We start from the raw sequence: 14425 nt of genomic DNA on the forward strand, positions 1-14425 counted from the left end.
TCCTCTCGGAGGCGGGGAACGTGGAGTCGGCATGATGAGGAAGGGCGAAGCCTTGGGTAGAACGGGTGCGGGTGCGGGTGCGGCGGGGTGCGTCGGGGTTATGTCGGAGGGTCAGCCGCCGACGGGCAGGGGGCCGATGTAGCTGGCCGCGAAGCTCCTGGCGTAGGCGTCCGAGGTCGCGAGCTGCCACAGCCGGGACTGTTGGAGCCGCTGCCGGAAGGCGGCTTCCGGGGCCTCGTCCTCGTAGGTGTGCATCATGTGGAGCAGCGCGTGGCTGAACTCCTGCGCCTTCCACACGTCCGGGACGCGCCGCTCGCTGTAGGCGTCGAGCGCGGCGGGGTCGCCGCCGGCCAGGTCGGCCTCCGCCAGGACGCGGTCCAGCTCCACCGCGTCGGCGACGGCGAGGTTCAGTCCCTTGCCGCCGGACGGGCTGATGATGTGGGCGGCGTCGCCCACCAGGAAGACCCGCCCGTACTGCATGGGTTCGGCCACCCGGCTGCGCATGTCGAGCATGTTCTTGGTGAGGACCGGCCCCTCGTTGAGCGTCCAGCCGGGATGGGCGAGCCGGGCCCGCAGCTCGTCCCAGATCCGGTCGTCCGACCAGCTCTCGACCGTGTCACCCACCGGTACCTGGAGGTGGAAGCGCGTGACGGTGTCGCTGCGCAGCAGGTGCCCGGCGAAGCCGCGCTCGTGCTGGGCGTAGATGGTCCACTCGGCGGACGGGGCCGCCGCGGCGGTCAGCGTCAGCCACTGGAACTCGTGCCGCATCTCGTACTCGGTGGTGGCGCCCGCCGGGGTGCTGGCGCGGGCGATGCCGTGCTGGCCGTCCGCGCCGGCGAGGTAGTCACCGTGGATGACGGAGCCGTCGGCCAGGTGCACCGTCACCCCGTCCGCGGTCTGTTCGAGCCGCTCGGCCGCCACCCCGAGCCGGACGTCGCCACCGGCCTTGACCAGCCCGTCGAGCAGGTCGGCGACGACCTCCTGCTGGGGGTAGACGTGGTGTGCGCGACCGTCGTAGAGCTCGGAGAAGTCGGTGTAGGTGCGCTGGTCGGTGAAGCGGAACTCACAGCCGGTGTGCCGGTGTCCCTCGGCTAGCAGCCGGTCGGCCAGTCCCAGCCGCCGGATGGTCTCGACCGTGCGGTACTCCAGCAGGCCCGCCCGGGTCCGGCCGACCAGCTGTTCCCGGTCGAACTTGTCGATGACGACGCACGGGACCTGACGGGCGTGCAGCAGGTTGCCCAGGGTCAGCCCGGCCGGCCCGGCGCCCAGGATCACCACACGGGTGGTGGCTTCGTACGGCATTTTCACGCTCCTCTGCGGAACTGCGAACCGCCTCGCGCGGCTCAGATGGTTCAAAGGTCCTACCACTACGGGTGTCGGCCGGCCCGGAACGGCCGGCGCCCCGTTACTCGGCGGCCGTTCCGGCGCCGGAAGGTGGTGGTGCCCCGTCCCCGTCCGGGGCTGGATCGCGCAGGTCACCGGCCACGTCGACCAGGTGCGCGCGCATCACCCGGCCGGCCAGCTCCGGGTCCCTGGCGACGACGGCGTCGTAGACGGCCCGATGGCCGGCGACGGTCTTGTCGTGCGGGTGGTAGCTGGACCGGTCGAGCCGGGTCCGCATGTCCCGCAGCAGTTCGTACACGGCGGTGTGCACGGCGAGCACCGTGGTGTTCCTGGTGGCCCGGGCCACCGCCAGATGGAAGTCCGAGTCGACGGTCTCGACCGGCCCGCCTTCCTCGACCGCCCGCTCGAAGGCCAACAGCGCGGCCGTGAGGTGCTCCTGACCCTCGACCGTCAGATTGGCGGCGGCGAGCGAGGCCACCCCGGGCTCGAACGCCATCCGGAACTCCATGACGGAGTCGACCGCCGGGGACGACAGCTCGATCACCGCCTGGAAGGGGGCCATCAGCTGGGACGCCGTGGGCTGCCTGACGAACGTGCCCTCCCCGTGCCGGCTCTCCACCAGCCCGAGGAGATCCAGCTGACGCAACGCCTCGCGGACCGAGTTCCGGCTGACGCTGAACTGCTCGGCGAGTTCGCGCTCCGCCGGCAGCTTGTCGCCGTGCCGCAGCTCCCCCTCCCGCATCATCTGCTGGAACTGCTGGACCACACGCCGGGAGATCCGCTCCGAGCTGACCTGCCGAAACCCGCGCGCGGTCCGCACGGTTCCGTCGTTCGACGCCACGTCTCACCACCTTCCGCCGCGGAACACCGACCTGTTCGACCGCCGCGTGCCGCACAGCCAACCGGCCGGACGTTTCCGCGGCGCTTCCCGTCGTTTCCTGGCGGTAAAAAGATTCTACCTTTGGACCATTGCGTCAAGGGTTCGCGCGCGCCCCGTTCGCCCTCGCCCTCCCGCCCCGTTCGCCCCCGCCCTCCCGCCCCGTTCGCCCCCGCCCTCCCGCGGGGTCCGGCGCGGCACCGGATACGCTCCCCCGTTTCTCTCCAACTACATTGGGACGCGGCCTGGTTGAGGCCGCGTGCGGGGTCGGCGACGGGGGGACGGATGCGCGAGGGCATGACGGTCGGTGGCCGCTACCGGGTGCGGCGGCCGCTGGGTGCGGGCGGGCTCGGCGAGGTCTGGGAAGCGGTGGACCCGCATCTCGACCGGAGCGTCGCCGTCAAGTTCGTGACCGGGGTGACCCGGCACCCGGAGGCGGCCAGCCGGTTCGCCCGCGAGGCCAGGACCCTCGCCGCGCTCAGCCACCCGGGGATCGTCACCGTGCACGACGCCGGGACGGTCCCCCACGAGGGCGGCACCCTGCCCTACCTGGTGATGGAGCTGCTGGACGGCGCGACCTGGGAGACGGCGCCGGTGGACTCGGTCGTCGAGGCCGGGGCCGCGGTGGCGGAGGCGCTGGCCCATGTGCACGCCGCGAAGGTGGTGCACCGGGACGTCAAGCCGGCCAACATCATGGTCCGCACGGACGGCCGGGTGGTGCTGACCGACTTCGGCATCGCCCGGGACGACGACTCCCTCACCCGGGCCCTCACCACCACGGGGAAGTTCTACGGCACCCCCGCCTACATGGCCCCGGAGCAGTTCCAGGGCCACCCGGCCACGCCGGCCTCGGACGTGTACGCGCTGGGGCTGGTGCTGTTGGAGAAGCTCACCGGGCACCGGCTGCCGGCCGCCCAACTGGTCGCCCAGGAGCGGGAGAAGCTGCCGGCCCCGCTGCTCGCCCTGCTCACCCGGATGACCTCGGGCCAGCCCGAGGCGCGGCCCACCGCGGCCGAGTGCGCCCGGGCGCTGCGCGCGCCGGCGCGCACCGAGCAGCGGACCCGGCGGCTGACCGTCCCACAGCCCTGGACCCGACCGCCCCGGCGCGAGGGGTCGACGCCCGGCCCCGCGTGGCCACGGCGGACGAAACCGCAGGCGGTGCTGCTCGGGCTGCTGACGCTGGTGATGTTCCTGCCCGGGTACTCCTACGACGAGGACCACGAGCCCTGGAACGTCGTCAAGTCCTACGGCCGGGCGGTCTACTTCGTCGAGTCGGAGAACTTCGACACCTGGGACACCCAGGCCTGGGCGGCGGTCAGCAGCGTCGCCGTCTTCGTCGGGCTGGCGGTGACGCTGGTGGCCTCGGCCCTGCTGCGGCCCGGCGCCCCGCGGACGCCGCGGCTGGCCGGCTACGCGGGCGCGGTGGTCACCGTCTACAGCCTGCTGTGGCAGTACGCCTCCGACGCGCCCTTCTACTACGAGGACGACGAGCACACGCTCCGCTTCGGCGCCCTGCTGTTCTACGCCCTGGTGGCGGCGGTCATCGCGCTGCACGTCCGCCGGGACGTCAACACCCGGGGACCGGCCGGCTCCTGAGCCCGCCGGGCGGGACCCGGGCCGGCTTCAGGCCCGCTGGGCGGCGCGGAGGCAGGCGGCGATGGCCGGGTCCTGGCGGGTGGTGGTCCTGGTGAGCGCCAGGATGTCGCGCCCCATCCGGGGCGCCAGCCGCAGCCCGGTGACGCCCGGCTGGTCCCGGGCGATGCCGGCGGGCAGCAGGGCCACCCCGGCCCCGGTGGCGACGAGCGTCGCCAGGATGTGCAGCCCCTGGAACTCCCAGCGTCGCGGCGGGTCGGCCTGGGCGGCGGCCAGCCGCTGGTCGCCGGCGGCCCGGGAGAGCTGACCGGCGGGGGCGCACAGCCACGTCCACCGCTGGACGGTCTCCCGCAACCGCGCCGCGCTGACCGGGCGTTGTGGACGCTCGGCGAGCGGGTGGTCCGCGGGCACCCCCAGGACGACCTCCTCCCGGCGCAGTCGGTGGACGGCGAGCCCGGCCACCTCGTCCGGCGGCCGGCCCGACCAGTCGTCGATGACCGCCAGGTCGTGGCGGCGGTCCAGCACGGCCGCCGCCGCCGTGGTCGCGACGGTCTCGTGGGCGACGACGGTCAGCTCGGGGTTCTCCCTTTGCAGGATGGCCAGTTGGGGGGCGAGCGCGGGGGCCAGGGCCGGGACGCAGCCGACCGCCACCCGGCCACCGACCACGCCGACCCGGGCCCGCATCCGGCTCTGGGCCGCCTCGGTGGCGGCCAGGATGCGGGCCGCGTGCTCGGCCAGCTCGCGGCCCGCGTCGGTCAGGCTGGCCCGCTGGGCCGTGCGTTCGAGCAGCGCGACGCCGGCCTCCCGCTCCAGGGCGGCCAGCTGCTGGGAGACCGCCGACGGCGAGTAGCCCAGGTCGGCGGCCGTGGCGGTGATGGTGCCGCGGGCGGCGAACCGGTGCAGGATCTCCAGCCGCCGCAGGTCCAGCATCAGTTCTCCTTAAGCCAGCCACCAGCTTTCCGCGCTGTTGCTGATGCTATCCCTCGGGCACGCTGAACGTGGTTCCGGCGCCTCGGCACGGCACCATGGACACCGAGGGCGGTCCTCGTCTGACCCTCCGTGCCCGCCCCGACCGGCCCCACCCGTTCCCCCGCACCGAACAGGACGGTTCGCCATGACCAAGCACTCCGCGACGCTCGCCCTCGACGAGGCCGTCCAGGCCCGCCGCGCGGCCGGCCAGGACGTGCTGCACCTGGGCTTCGGGGAGGCCGGTCTGCCGGTCTCCGCCGGCCTGGCCGAAGCGCTCGCCGACGCCCACCTGCGCAACGGTTACGGCCCGGTCGCCGGCTCCGCGCGGGCCCGGGCCGCGGCGGCCGGCTGGTTCGGCCGCCGGGGCCTGGCCACCGAGCCGGAGCAGGTGCTGTTCGCCCCCGGCAGCAAGCCGCTGCTCTTCGCGCTGCTGGCGGCGATCGGCGGCGACGTGGTGCTGCCCACCCCCTCCTGGGTCTCCTACGCGGCGCAGGCCGCGCTGCTCGGCCGCCGGGTCGTCGCCGTGCCGGTGCCGGCCGAGGCCGGCGGCGTCCCCGACCCCGAGCTGCTGGAGCCGGCCCTGTGCCGGGCCCGGGCGGCGGGCGCCCGACCCGCCGTGCTGGTGCTCACCGTGCCGGACAACCCGACCGGCACCGTCGCGCCCGCCGCACGGGTCGCCGCGGTCTGCGCGATCGCCGAACGCCACGGCCTCGCCGTCATCAGCGACGAGATCTACGCCGAGCTGAGCCACCACGGCACCGCCCCGAGCCCGGCCCGCTACCTGCCGGAACGCACCGTGATCACCACCGGGTTGAGCAAGTCGCTGGCCCTGGGCGGCTGGCGGATCGGCTTCGCCCGCACCCCGGCCGGCCGCTGGGGACAGTGGCTGCGGCGGGAGCTGACCGGGATCGCCAGCGAGATCTGGTCCAGCCTGGCCGCGCCCATGCAGGCGGTGGCCGCGCACGCGCTGGACGACCCGCCGGCGGTCACCGCGCACATCGCCGCCGCCCGCCGGCTGCACGCCCGGGTCGCCACCGCGACGCACGCCCGGCTGCTGGCCGCCGGGGCCGACTGCCGCCCGCCACAGGCCGGTTTCTACCTCTACCCCGACCTGGCGCCGGCCCGGGAGGCGCTGCGCGCCCGGGGCGTCACCACCGGCCCCGAGCTGGCCACCGCCCTGCTCGACCGGCACGGCGTCGCCACCCTGCCGGGCAGCGCGTTCGGCGAACCGACCACCGCCCTGACCCTCCGGCTGGCCACCAGCCTGCTGTACGGCTCCACCCCCCGGCAGCGGCACGCGGCGCTGACGGCGGCGGAGCCGGAGGCGCTGCCGTGGATCGGACCCGCCCTCGACCGCCTCGGCGCGGCGCTGGCCGATCTCACCGACCACCGGGCGCCGACGCCCCAGAACGCGGGCGCCACCCTCGGCTGACCGGCCCCCGGGCCAGTCACCGATCCGCGACACCGGGCCACGGCGCCACCGGTTCCCGACCGCCGCCCCACAGGGCCACCAGGCGACCGGGGCACCGCCCTCGGGGCCACCGGCTCCGCGCCCACCACCCCACACCCGCCGAACTCCCACCCACCGGGCCACGGCCGCCGGCTCCCGCCGCCTCCGACCGGCCAGGGGCCACGTCCGTCAGCCACCGGCCACCGGCGCGCGGTCACCAACTCACGTCCGCCCGCCCAGACACCGACCCACACCGGCCGCAGGTCCACCGCCACCGGTTCCACGACCGCCGACCCGCACCAAGCGACTCCCGGCTCCCGCCACCCCCCGCCGCACCGCCGGCGGTCAGCCGGCGGTCAACCGGCGGCCGTGGCCGGCACCGGGGTCAGGGCACGGGCGAGGGCGAGGGCGTCGGGGGCGACGGCGCTGGTCAGGGTGGCCGGGCCGGCCAGCCTGACCCGGACGGCGCCCTCCCCCAGCACTTCGGTCTCGGCCGGCTGGTCGGCCAACTCCGGGTCGACCACCAGCAGCTGGCCCACCGCCCGGTGGCCGTCCAACACCGCGCCGCCGTCCCAGCCAGGCGCCCAGGAGCCGACGCACAACTCCTGGTCGAGCAGCGGCCGGCCGGCGCGGCGCACCGTCAGCCGGCTGGCGAGCCGGCCGGGCGCCTCGCCGGCGCGGCCCAGCACCAGGCTCTCCCGCAGCCACAGCCGGGCGGTCGGTGCCAGCTCCACCCGGGTGTGCTGGCGCAGCGCGCTGCCCGCCGCCGAGATCAGCGGCTCGGGGGCCCACCGCAGCGTGGCGCCCTCGGCGACCCGCAGGGTCACCAGGTACTCGGCCGGCTCCTCGTCGCGGCCGGACAGTGCCAGGGTGGCGGCGGCCGAGGTGACCCGCAGCGCGGCGCCCGGCCGCACCTCGACGGTCAGCGCGAGCCGGTCGCCGGCCAGCGGCGCGCTCATCGCGCCGACCAGGGTGACCTGGCTGAACGCGGGGTCGGGCGAGCGGGTGCGGCGCACCGCCAGCGGCCCGTCACCGCGCAGCACCGGCAGCGCGCCGCCGCGCTCGGCGACCACCGCGGCCCGCGCGCTGACCGCGGCCCTGGCCGTCACCCCGGGACCCCGGTGGGCGCGGCGGCGGCCGGCGCCGCCCGCCAGGCGGCGAGCCTGGCCAACACCCACTCCGCCACCGGGGCGACCCCGTCCGCGCTCCGCAACGAGGTGAGCACCACGGGCAGTTCGCCGCGTTGGACGTGCGCGTCCCGGGCCATCCCGGCCAGGTCGGAGCCGACGTGCGGCGCCAGGTCCGTCTTGTTGATGACCAGCAGGTCGGCGGTGGTGATGCCGGGGCCGCCCTTGCGCGGAATGTCGTCCCCGGCGGCCACGTCGATCACGAAGACCTGCGCGTCCACCAGGCCGCGGGAGAAGGTCGCGGTGAGGTTGTCGCCGCCGGACTCCACCAGGACCAGGTCCAGTGGTCCGGTGCGGTCCTCCAGCTCCTCGACCGCCTCCAGGTTGGCCGAGATGTCGTCCCGGATCGCGGTGTGCGGGCAGGCGCCGGTCTCCACCGCGGCGATCCGCTCGGCCGGCAGCACCGCGTTCCGCAGCAGGAAGTCGGCGTCCTCCCTGGTGTAGATGTCGTTGGTGACCACGGCGATGGCCAGCCGGTCGCGGAGCGCCCGGCAGAGCGCGGCCACGGTGGCGGTCTTGCCGGAGCCGACCGGGCCGCCGAGCCCGATCCGCAGCGCGCGCCGGCTGCCGTCGGGGCGGTGCGGGCCGGCGGCTGAGTAGCTGTGGCGCTGCGGGTAGCGCTCGGGGTGGTCCAGGTGCATGGCGGCCTCCGGGGGCACGGGCGGGTACGGGTCTCGGCGGGGGCTTCGGCGGACGGGGGCGAGCGGCGGGCGCGGTCGGGCGGTCAGGAGGCGAAGAGGCGGACCGGCCAGGCCGCGTGCTGCTCGGCGGCGATCTCCAGCAGCGGCGCGGCGCCGGCCGGCAGCGCCTCGGGGCCGGCCGCCGGGTAGGCCAGGGCCGCCGCGACGGCCAGGTCGGCGACCCGGTCGGTCTCGGGGGCCAGCTCGGCGAGCACGGCGGTGGCGGCGAACGGGTCCAGACCGAGCAGCCGCACCACGGCGGTGGCCGGCCCGCTGACCGCGTCGTAGCCGGCGGCCAGCGCGACCTCGCGCGGGCCCAGTCCGGCGGCGCGGCCGACCAGCCCGAGCACCACCGGCTGGTGCAGGCCGCCGGGGTGGGCGGCGGCCAGCGCCGCCAGTTCGGGCCCGGGCCAGGTGGCCCGCCCGGCGCGCAGCAGCTGCCGGCCGAGCCGGCGGGCCACCGCCCGCAGCGCCGGGGACGGGGTGCGCGCGTCGGCCGCCGTGTCCAGCTCGGCCGGGTCGGCGCCGGTCGCGGCGGTGGCCGCCAGCGCGGCGGCGATCAGCCCGGCGGTGGCGAGCCGGCCCCGGCAGAACGCGGCCAGCGACGCGGCGTCGGTGATCCGCCCGGCGCGCACCGCCGCCTCCGCGCCGCCCGAGTGGGCGTGCGCGCCAGCGGGGAACCGGCCGTCCGCCAACAGCAGCAGCGCCGCCGACGGGACCCCGCCGTTCCGCTCGTCCATCACCCGTTCCTCTCGCCGCGCCGACCGAACCGCGTTCCGCTACCGGATCGCCCTCAGAACAGGAAGTACCGCTGCGCCATGGGCAGTTCGGTCGCCGGTTCGGGGACCACCGGCTCGCCGTCGATGGTGACGGTGAAGCTGTCCGGGTCGACCGTCACGGCGGGCCTGGCGTCGTTGAGCCGCATGTCCGCCTTGGTGAGGGAGCGGGTGTCCCGGATGGCTACCAGCGGCTTGGCCACCCCGAGCCGCTCCGCCAGCCGCCGGTCGAGCCCGTCGGCCAGGGCGAGCGGGGTGACGAAGTTGACGGAGTTGGCGGCCGGGGCGCGGCCGAGCGCGCCGAACATCGGGCGGGCCAGCTGCGGCTGGGGGGTCGGGATGGAGGCGTTGGCGTCCCCCATCTGCGCGTAGGCGAGCTGGCCGCCCTTGAGCACCAGCAGCGGCTTGACGCCGAAGAACGCCGGCTCCCAGAGCACCAGGTCGGCCAGCTTGCCGGGCTCGACCGAGCCGATCTCCCGGTCCATGCCCTGGGCGATCGCCGGGTTGATCGTGTACTTGGCGACATAGCGACGGGCCCGCTGGTTGTCGGCCGGCCCGTCGCCGGGCAGCGGCCCGCGGCGCCGCTTCATCACGTGCGCGGTCTGCCAGGTGCGGAGCACCACCTCGCCGACCCGGCCCATCGCCTGCGAGTCGGAGGAGATGATGGAGATCGCCCCCAGGTCGTGCAGCACGTCCTCGGCGGCGATGGTGGACGGCCGGATGCGGGACTCGGCGAAGGCCAGGTCCTCCGGCACCGCCGGGTTGAGGTGGTGGCAGACCATCAGCATGTCGAGGTGTTCCTCGACGGTGTTCACGGTGTGCGGCCTGGTGGGGTTGGTGGAGCTGGGCAGCACGTGCGGCTCGGCGACCACGGTGATGATGTCCGGCGCGTGCCCACCGCCGGCGCCCTCGGTGTGGTAGGCGTGGATGGTCCGCCCGGCGATGGCGGCGAGCGTGTCGCCGACGAAGCCGGCCTCGTTGAGGGTGTCGGTGTGGATGGCCAGCTGGGCGCCGGTCTCCGCGCAGACGGTGAGGCAGGCGTCGATCACCGCCGGCGTCGCGCCCCAGTCCTCGTGGATCTTGAACCCGACGGCCCCGCCGCGCAGTTGGGCCCGCATCGCGTCGGCGGAGACGGTGTTCCCCTTGCCCAGCAGGCCGATGTTGAGCGGCAGGTCGTCGAGCGCGGCCAGCATCCGTTCCAGGTGCCAGGAGCCGGGGGTGACGGTGGTGGCCTTGCTGCCCTCGGCCGGCCCGGTGCCGCCGCCGACCAGCGTGGTGACGCCGGAGGCCAGCGCCTCGTGGGCGATGCCGGGGGCGATGAAGTGCACGTGGGCGTCGACGCCGCCGGCGGTGAGGATCCGCCCGTTGCCGGCGATCACCTCGGTCTCGGGCCCGATGACCAGCTCGGGGTGGACACCGTCCATGGTGTCCGGGTTGCCGGCCTTGCCGAGGGCGGTGATCCGGCCGTCCCTGATCCCGACGTCGGCCTTGAAGATCCCGGTGTGGTCCAGCACCACGGCGCCGGTGATCACGGTGTCCGGGGTGCCTTCGGCGCGGGTGGCGCGGGACTGCCCCATGGACTCGCGGATCACCTTGCCGCCGCCGAAGACCGCCTCGTCACCGGCCCGGCCGGGGCCGCCGCTGAGGTCGCGCTCGATCTCGACCAGCAGGTCGGTGTCGGCCAGCCGGACCCGGTCGCCGGTGGTCGGCCCGTAGAGGTCGGCGTACTCCCGCCGGCTCAGCTCAACCACGGTCCGCCCCCGGCCCGGCCTGGTCCAGCGGCCCGCCGGCCAGCCCGCGCAGCCCGGGCACCACCCGGCGGCCGGCCAGCGGTACCAGCGCCACCTCGACCGGGATGCCGGGCTCGAACCGCACCGCGGTGCCGGCGGCCACGGCCAGCCGCTGCCCCCAGGCCGCGTCCCGGTCGAACTCCAGCCCGGGGTTGGCCTCGGCGAAGTGGTAGTGGGAGCCGACCTGGACGGGTCGGTCCGCGACGTTGCGCACGGTGAGCCGGGTGACCGGGGCGCCCTCGTGCAGCGGCACCGGTGGCTCGGCGAACAGGATCTCGCCCGGAATCACGGCGGTCGGCCTCCTCGGGCCCCACGGGCCTGGTCGGATACGAAACCCCGGCCCGGTCGGCGGAGCCCGGCCGGGGAGACGGGGTCGGGAAACGGGTCAGGGAAACGGGGTCAGGGACACAGATGGGGAGAGTCGCTCGGGGAAAACGGGTCGGGCCGGCCGGTCAGGAGATCGGCTCGTGGACGGTGACCAGCTTGGTGCCGTCCGGGAAGGTCGCCTCGACCTGCACGTCGTGGATCATCTCGGGGACGCCGTCCAGCACCTCGGCCCGGCCGAGCACCCGGCGGCCCGAGTCCATCAACTCGGCGACCGTCCGGCCGTCCCTGGCCCCCTCCAGCAGGTGCGCGGTGATCAGCGCCACCGCCTCCGGGTGGTTGAGCCGCAGCCCGCGGGCCCGGCGACGGGCCGCGACGTCGGCCGCCACATGGATCAGCAGCCGCTCCTGCTCGTGCGGGGTCAGTTGCACGTCTCCACCTCGTCTCCGCGGGCCCGGGCGGCCTGGCTGTTGGAGGTTAGTTCGGGCGCGTTACGGCGGCGTTACTTCCATCAGGAAGTACTCCGCGGCCGGCGCCGAGTGTGACCAGCGTCAAAGAACTGGCTGGCGGACATCGGAACGGGCAGGGTAGAAGGCGTAAGACGGGACACAAGCACCACCAGGCACCGAGGTAAGGAGCCCCATGAAGATCGGGATCGTTGGCGCGACCGGGCAGGTCGGCGGAGTGATGCGCGGCATTCTGGCCGAACGGAAGTTCCCGGTGGACGAGCTGCGGCTCTTCGCCTCGGCCCGCTCCGCCGGCCGGGTCCTGCCGTGGGCCGACGGCGAGGTCACCGTGGAGGACTCGGCCACCGCGGACTTCGGCGGCCTGGACGTGGTGCTCTTCTCCGCCGGCAAGACCACGTCGAAGGCGCTGGCCGAGAAGGTCGCCGCCGCCGGCGCCGTGGTGATCGACAACTCCTCCGCCTGGCGCCTGGACCCGGAGGTGCCGCTGGTGGTCTCCGAGGTCAACCCGCACGCGGTGGCCGACCGCCCCAAGGGCATCATCGCCAACCCCAACTGCACCACCATGGCGGCCATGCCGGTGCTCAAGCCGCTGCACCGGGAGGCGGAGCTGGTCGGGCTGGTGGCCAGCACCTACCAGGCGGTCTCCGGCAGCGGCCTGGCCGGCGTCGCCGAGCTGGCCGACCAGGCGAAGGCCGCGCTGGCCCAGGACGCGACGGCGCTGACCTTCGACGGCACCGCGGTGGACTTCCCCGCCCCCCAGCAGTACGTGCGGCCGATCGCCTTCAACGTGCTGCCGATGGCCGGCTCGATCGTGGACGACGGCCTCGACGAGACCGACGAGGAGCAGAAGCTCCGCAACGAGACCCGGAAGATCCTGGAGATCCCCGGGCTGCCGGTCTCCGGCACCTGCGTCCGGGTCCCCGTCTTCACCGGCCACTCGCTCCAGCTCAACGCCCGCTTCGCCCGGCCGATCTCGCCCCGCACGGCGCGCGAGCTGCTGGCGGAGGCCGAGGGCGTGGCGCTCTCCGACGTGCCGACCCCGCTCCAGGCCGCCGGCCGGGACGTCTCCTACGTGGGCCGGGTGCGGCGGGACGAGACGGTGGAGAACGGCCTCTCGCTCTTCGTCTCGGGTGACAACCTGCGCAAGGGCGCGGCGCTGAACGCGGTGCAGATCGCCGAGCTGGTGGCCGCCGAGCGCGGCTGACCGGCGCCGGACACGACGGTGGCCCGCCCCCGGTCGGGGGCGGGCCACTCGGCGCTCGGACCGTCGTCAGTCGATGACGCAGACGTTGCCGATGGCCGGGTTGAGCAGACCGATGATGTTGATGGTGTTGCCGCAGAGGTTGATCGGGATCTCGATCGGGATCTGGATGTTGTTGCCGGACAGCACACCGGGCGAGCCGGCGGCGAAGCCGACGGCGCCGGCGTCGACGTCCCCGTGCTTGCCCTTGCCGTGCTTGCCCTTCTTGTCGTGCTTGTCGCCCTTGTCGCCGTGGTCGCCACGCTCGGTCGCCGGGCGGTGCTGGGGGTGTTCGGCGGCGGCAGCGGCGGAGCCGGCGCCAAGGACGACGGTGCAGGCGACGGCCGTCACAGCCGCGGCGGTGCGAAGACGCATGGGTTTTACCCCTCAGTGAGGAAGAACTGAACGGGACGATCACACCCCGAGTGCCCCCGCAGGCCGGCCGATTGGGCCGGTCGGGGGCGTGTCACGGGGCGCGCCGGCGTCGGGTTCAGCAGTCGCAGCCGCAGCAGTCGCAGTCACAGCAGCTGCCGCAGTCACAGCAGTCGCAGTTCCGGCACCAGCCCTTGCGCCGCTTGCCGTTCCAGGGGTCCCGGTAGCTGTCCTTGCAGCAGATCTGGCAGGTGCAGCACATCCCGAGCCAGACCGCGCAGCCGGCGAACAGGCCGCGGTGGATGGGGGGCTCGCCGGCCATCGGCGGCCCCGCCGTGGTCGTGGGCACAGTCGGTGCCGAAGCTCCGGTCAACCGCCCGTTCCAGCTCGTGCACCAGCAGCGTGTGGGCCAGCCGGCCGTCGGTGAACTCGCAGTCCCGCAGGGCCAGTCGGACGCCGCGCACCGCGTCGTCGCAGAGCCGGCGGACCTCGGCCGCCGGGGTGCCGGTGATGTCGATCGGGTTCCACAGGCCGGCCGCCCGGTCGGCGGCGAGGTCCTCGACGGCGTCCAGCAGGTGGGCGAGCCGGCCGAAGAGCCGGCCCGCCTCCGCCAGCGGGGCGGCGTTCCCCGGGCGCCCGGCCAGCCGGGCGGTGTGCGCGAAGACCGCGGCGGTCGCGGTCTCCGTCGGCTCCGTCACGGCGAGCAGCGGGCTGCCCAGCGCCGTGCGCGCCTCGATCGCCTGCTGCCGCTCCACCACGGACACCAGCAGCCCGGTGTCGAAGCCCACCCCGGCGGCGCCCCGGGCGCCGGCCGCGTCCCAGCCGCCGGCCAGCCGGGTGGCCGCGGCGGCCAGCGAACGGCGACGCAGCGGGCCGTCCCCGTCCAGCACGTGGTCCCTGATCTTGGCCGAGGCGAGCACCAGCGAGACGGCGGCCGCCAGTTGGGCGCCGGGGCCGACGGCCACCCGGGCGGTGCGCAGCCCGCGCAGCGGGCAGGGCCCCGCGGTGCGCCGGCGCTCCGGGGCCGGGGCCGGGGCCTGCGCGTCGTGCAGCACGGAGATCAGCAGTCCGTCGTAGTTGGTGGCGACCCGGGCCGCTTGGCCGTGGGTCCCGCGCAGTGCCAGGCAGAGCCCGCAGAGGTGGGCCAGCCACTCCCGGTGCTGCCCCTCGGTCAGCCGGTGCTGACAGGGCCTGATGATGCCGAACACGTCCGCTCCCCCACCTTCCCGGGACCCGCTGGCCCCGCTCCCCACCGTCGGCCGGTCTCCCCGCGGCCGTCACCGGTGACGCGTCAGCCCCCGGCCGCGGTTGCGGCCGGGGGCTGACGGATCATCTCACTGTCACACCGGTGGTTGT

General features: G+C 75.3%; 13 protein-coding genes and 1 pseudogene. 3 read left to right on the top strand and 11 right to left on the bottom strand.

Annotated features, from left to right (window positions below; translation table 11 throughout):
• Positions 1-111: 111 nt before the first annotated feature.
• Positions 112-1302 carry a 4-hydroxybenzoate 3-monooxygenase gene (locus tag RM844_RS26500; protein ID WP_311669921.1) on the bottom strand — a complete coding sequence of 397 codons (1191 nt, stop codon included), beginning with the start codon at positions 1300-1302 and terminating at the stop codon, positions 112-114.
• Between the two features lie 103 nt (positions 1303-1405).
• Complete coding sequence (locus RM844_RS26505) at positions 1406-2185, bottom strand: FadR/GntR family transcriptional regulator (RefSeq protein WP_311669922.1); 780 nt, start codon at positions 2183-2185, stop codon at positions 1406-1408.
• A 321-nt stretch (positions 2186-2506) separates the two neighbouring features.
• On the opposite strand from RM844_RS26505, the gene RM844_RS26510 reads away from it, so the two are divergent.
• Complete coding sequence (locus RM844_RS26510; RefSeq protein WP_311669923.1) at positions 2507-3817, top strand: serine/threonine-protein kinase; 1311 nt, start codon at positions 2507-2509, stop codon at positions 3815-3817.
• A 27-nt stretch (positions 3818-3844) separates the two neighbouring features.
• Here the strand turns inward: RM844_RS26510 and RM844_RS26515 are convergent, their stop codons facing one another.
• On the bottom strand, positions 3845-4744 hold the full coding sequence (locus RM844_RS26515; protein WP_311669924.1) for a LysR family transcriptional regulator: 900 nt from the start codon (positions 4742-4744) through the stop codon (positions 3845-3847).
• A 184-nt stretch (positions 4745-4928) separates the two neighbouring features.
• Between RM844_RS26515 and RM844_RS26520 the strand changes: the two genes are divergently transcribed.
• Positions 4929-6215: a pyridoxal phosphate-dependent aminotransferase gene (locus RM844_RS26520; RefSeq protein ID WP_311669925.1), complete on the top strand. Its 1287-nt coding sequence runs from the start codon at positions 4929-4931 to the stop codon at positions 6213-6215.
• Positions 6216-6589: 374 nt separating this feature from the next.
• Here RM844_RS26520 and RM844_RS26525 read toward each other — a convergent pair whose 3' ends face one another.
• The 6 genes from RM844_RS26525 to RM844_RS26550 form a co-directional block, all read right to left on the bottom strand.
• Positions 6590-7342, bottom strand: coding sequence for an urease accessory protein UreD (locus RM844_RS26525; protein WP_311669926.1), 753 nt, complete (start codon positions 7340-7342; stop codon positions 6590-6592).
• Positions 7339-8061, bottom strand: a complete 723-nt coding sequence (gene ureG / locus RM844_RS26530; protein WP_311669927.1) for an urease accessory protein UreG — start codon at positions 8059-8061, stop codon at positions 7339-7341. Before ureG ends, RM844_RS26525 begins: the two co-directional genes overlap by 4 nt.
• Before the next feature lie 83 nt (positions 8062-8144).
• Entirely contained in the window at positions 8145-8840 is a 696-nt protein-coding gene (locus RM844_RS26535; RefSeq protein ID WP_311669928.1) for an urease accessory protein UreF, read from the bottom strand.
• 53 nt (positions 8841-8893) lie between these two features.
• Positions 8894-10627 carry an urease subunit alpha gene (locus RM844_RS26540; RefSeq protein ID WP_311669929.1) on the bottom strand — a complete coding sequence of 578 codons (1734 nt, stop codon included), beginning with the start codon at positions 10625-10627 and terminating at the stop codon, positions 8894-8896.
• Positions 10620-10955, bottom strand: a complete 336-nt coding sequence (locus RM844_RS26545; protein ID WP_311669930.1) for an urease subunit beta — start codon at positions 10953-10955, stop codon at positions 10620-10622. The genes RM844_RS26540 and RM844_RS26545 overlap by 8 nt, the downstream gene beginning before the upstream one ends.
• Before the next feature lie 163 nt (positions 10956-11118).
• A complete protein-coding gene (locus RM844_RS26550; RefSeq protein WP_311669931.1) occupies positions 11119-11421 on the bottom strand; it encodes an urease subunit gamma in 303 nt (100 codons plus the stop codon).
• A 211-nt stretch (positions 11422-11632) separates the two neighbouring features.
• On the opposite strand from RM844_RS26550, the gene RM844_RS26555 reads away from it, so the two are divergent.
• The gene (locus RM844_RS26555; protein ID WP_311669932.1) at positions 11633-12661 is read left to right on the top strand and encodes an aspartate-semialdehyde dehydrogenase; all 1029 of its coding nucleotides are present in this window, start codon (positions 11633-11635) and stop codon (positions 12659-12661) included.
• A 66-nt stretch (positions 12662-12727) separates the two neighbouring features.
• On the opposite strand, the gene RM844_RS26560 is transcribed toward RM844_RS26555, so the two are convergent.
• Both RM844_RS26560 and RM844_RS26565 read right to left on the bottom strand, forming a co-directional pair.
• A complete protein-coding gene (locus RM844_RS26560; RefSeq protein ID WP_311669933.1) occupies positions 12728-13072 on the bottom strand; it encodes a chaplin in 345 nt (114 codons plus the stop codon).
• A 115-nt stretch (positions 13073-13187) separates the two neighbouring features.
• Positions 13188-14277 (bottom strand): annotated as a pseudogene (locus RM844_RS26565) (DUF5685 family protein).
• Positions 14278-14425 lie beyond the last annotated feature (148 nt).

It is taken from the genome of Streptomyces chisholmiae, from assembly GCF_031845445.1.
GTDB lineage: Bacteria > Actinomycetota > Actinomycetes > Streptomycetales > Streptomycetaceae > Streptomyces > Streptomyces chisholmiae.

Excerpts from the sequence above, each read along its gene's own strand:
- RM844_RS26500 (WP_311669921.1), bottom strand. The coding sequence starts at position 1,302 with ATGCCGTACGAAGCCACCACCCGTGTGGTGATCCTGGGCGCCGGGCCG.
- RM844_RS26510 (WP_311669923.1), top strand. The coding sequence starts at position 2,507 with ATGCGCGAGGGCATGACGGTCGGTGGCCGCTACCGGGTGCGGCGGCCG.
- RM844_RS26515 (WP_311669924.1), bottom strand. The coding sequence starts at position 4,744 with ATGCTGGACCTGCGGCGGCTGGAGATCCTGCACCGGTTCGCCGCCCGC.
- RM844_RS26520 (WP_311669925.1), top strand. The coding sequence starts at position 4,929 with ATGACCAAGCACTCCGCGACGCTCGCCCTCGACGAGGCCGTCCAGGCC.
- ureG (WP_311669927.1), bottom strand. The coding sequence starts at position 8,061 with ATGCACCTGGACCACCCCGAGCGCTACCCGCAGCGCCACAGCTACTCA.
- RM844_RS26535 (WP_311669928.1), bottom strand. The coding sequence starts at position 8,840 with ATGGACGAGCGGAACGGCGGGGTCCCGTCGGCGGCGCTGCTGCTGTTG.
- RM844_RS26555 (WP_311669932.1), top strand. The coding sequence starts at position 11,633 with ATGAAGATCGGGATCGTTGGCGCGACCGGGCAGGTCGGCGGAGTGATG.
- RM844_RS26560 (WP_311669933.1), bottom strand. The coding sequence starts at position 13,072 with ATGCGTCTTCGCACCGCCGCGGCTGTGACGGCCGTCGCCTGCACCGTC.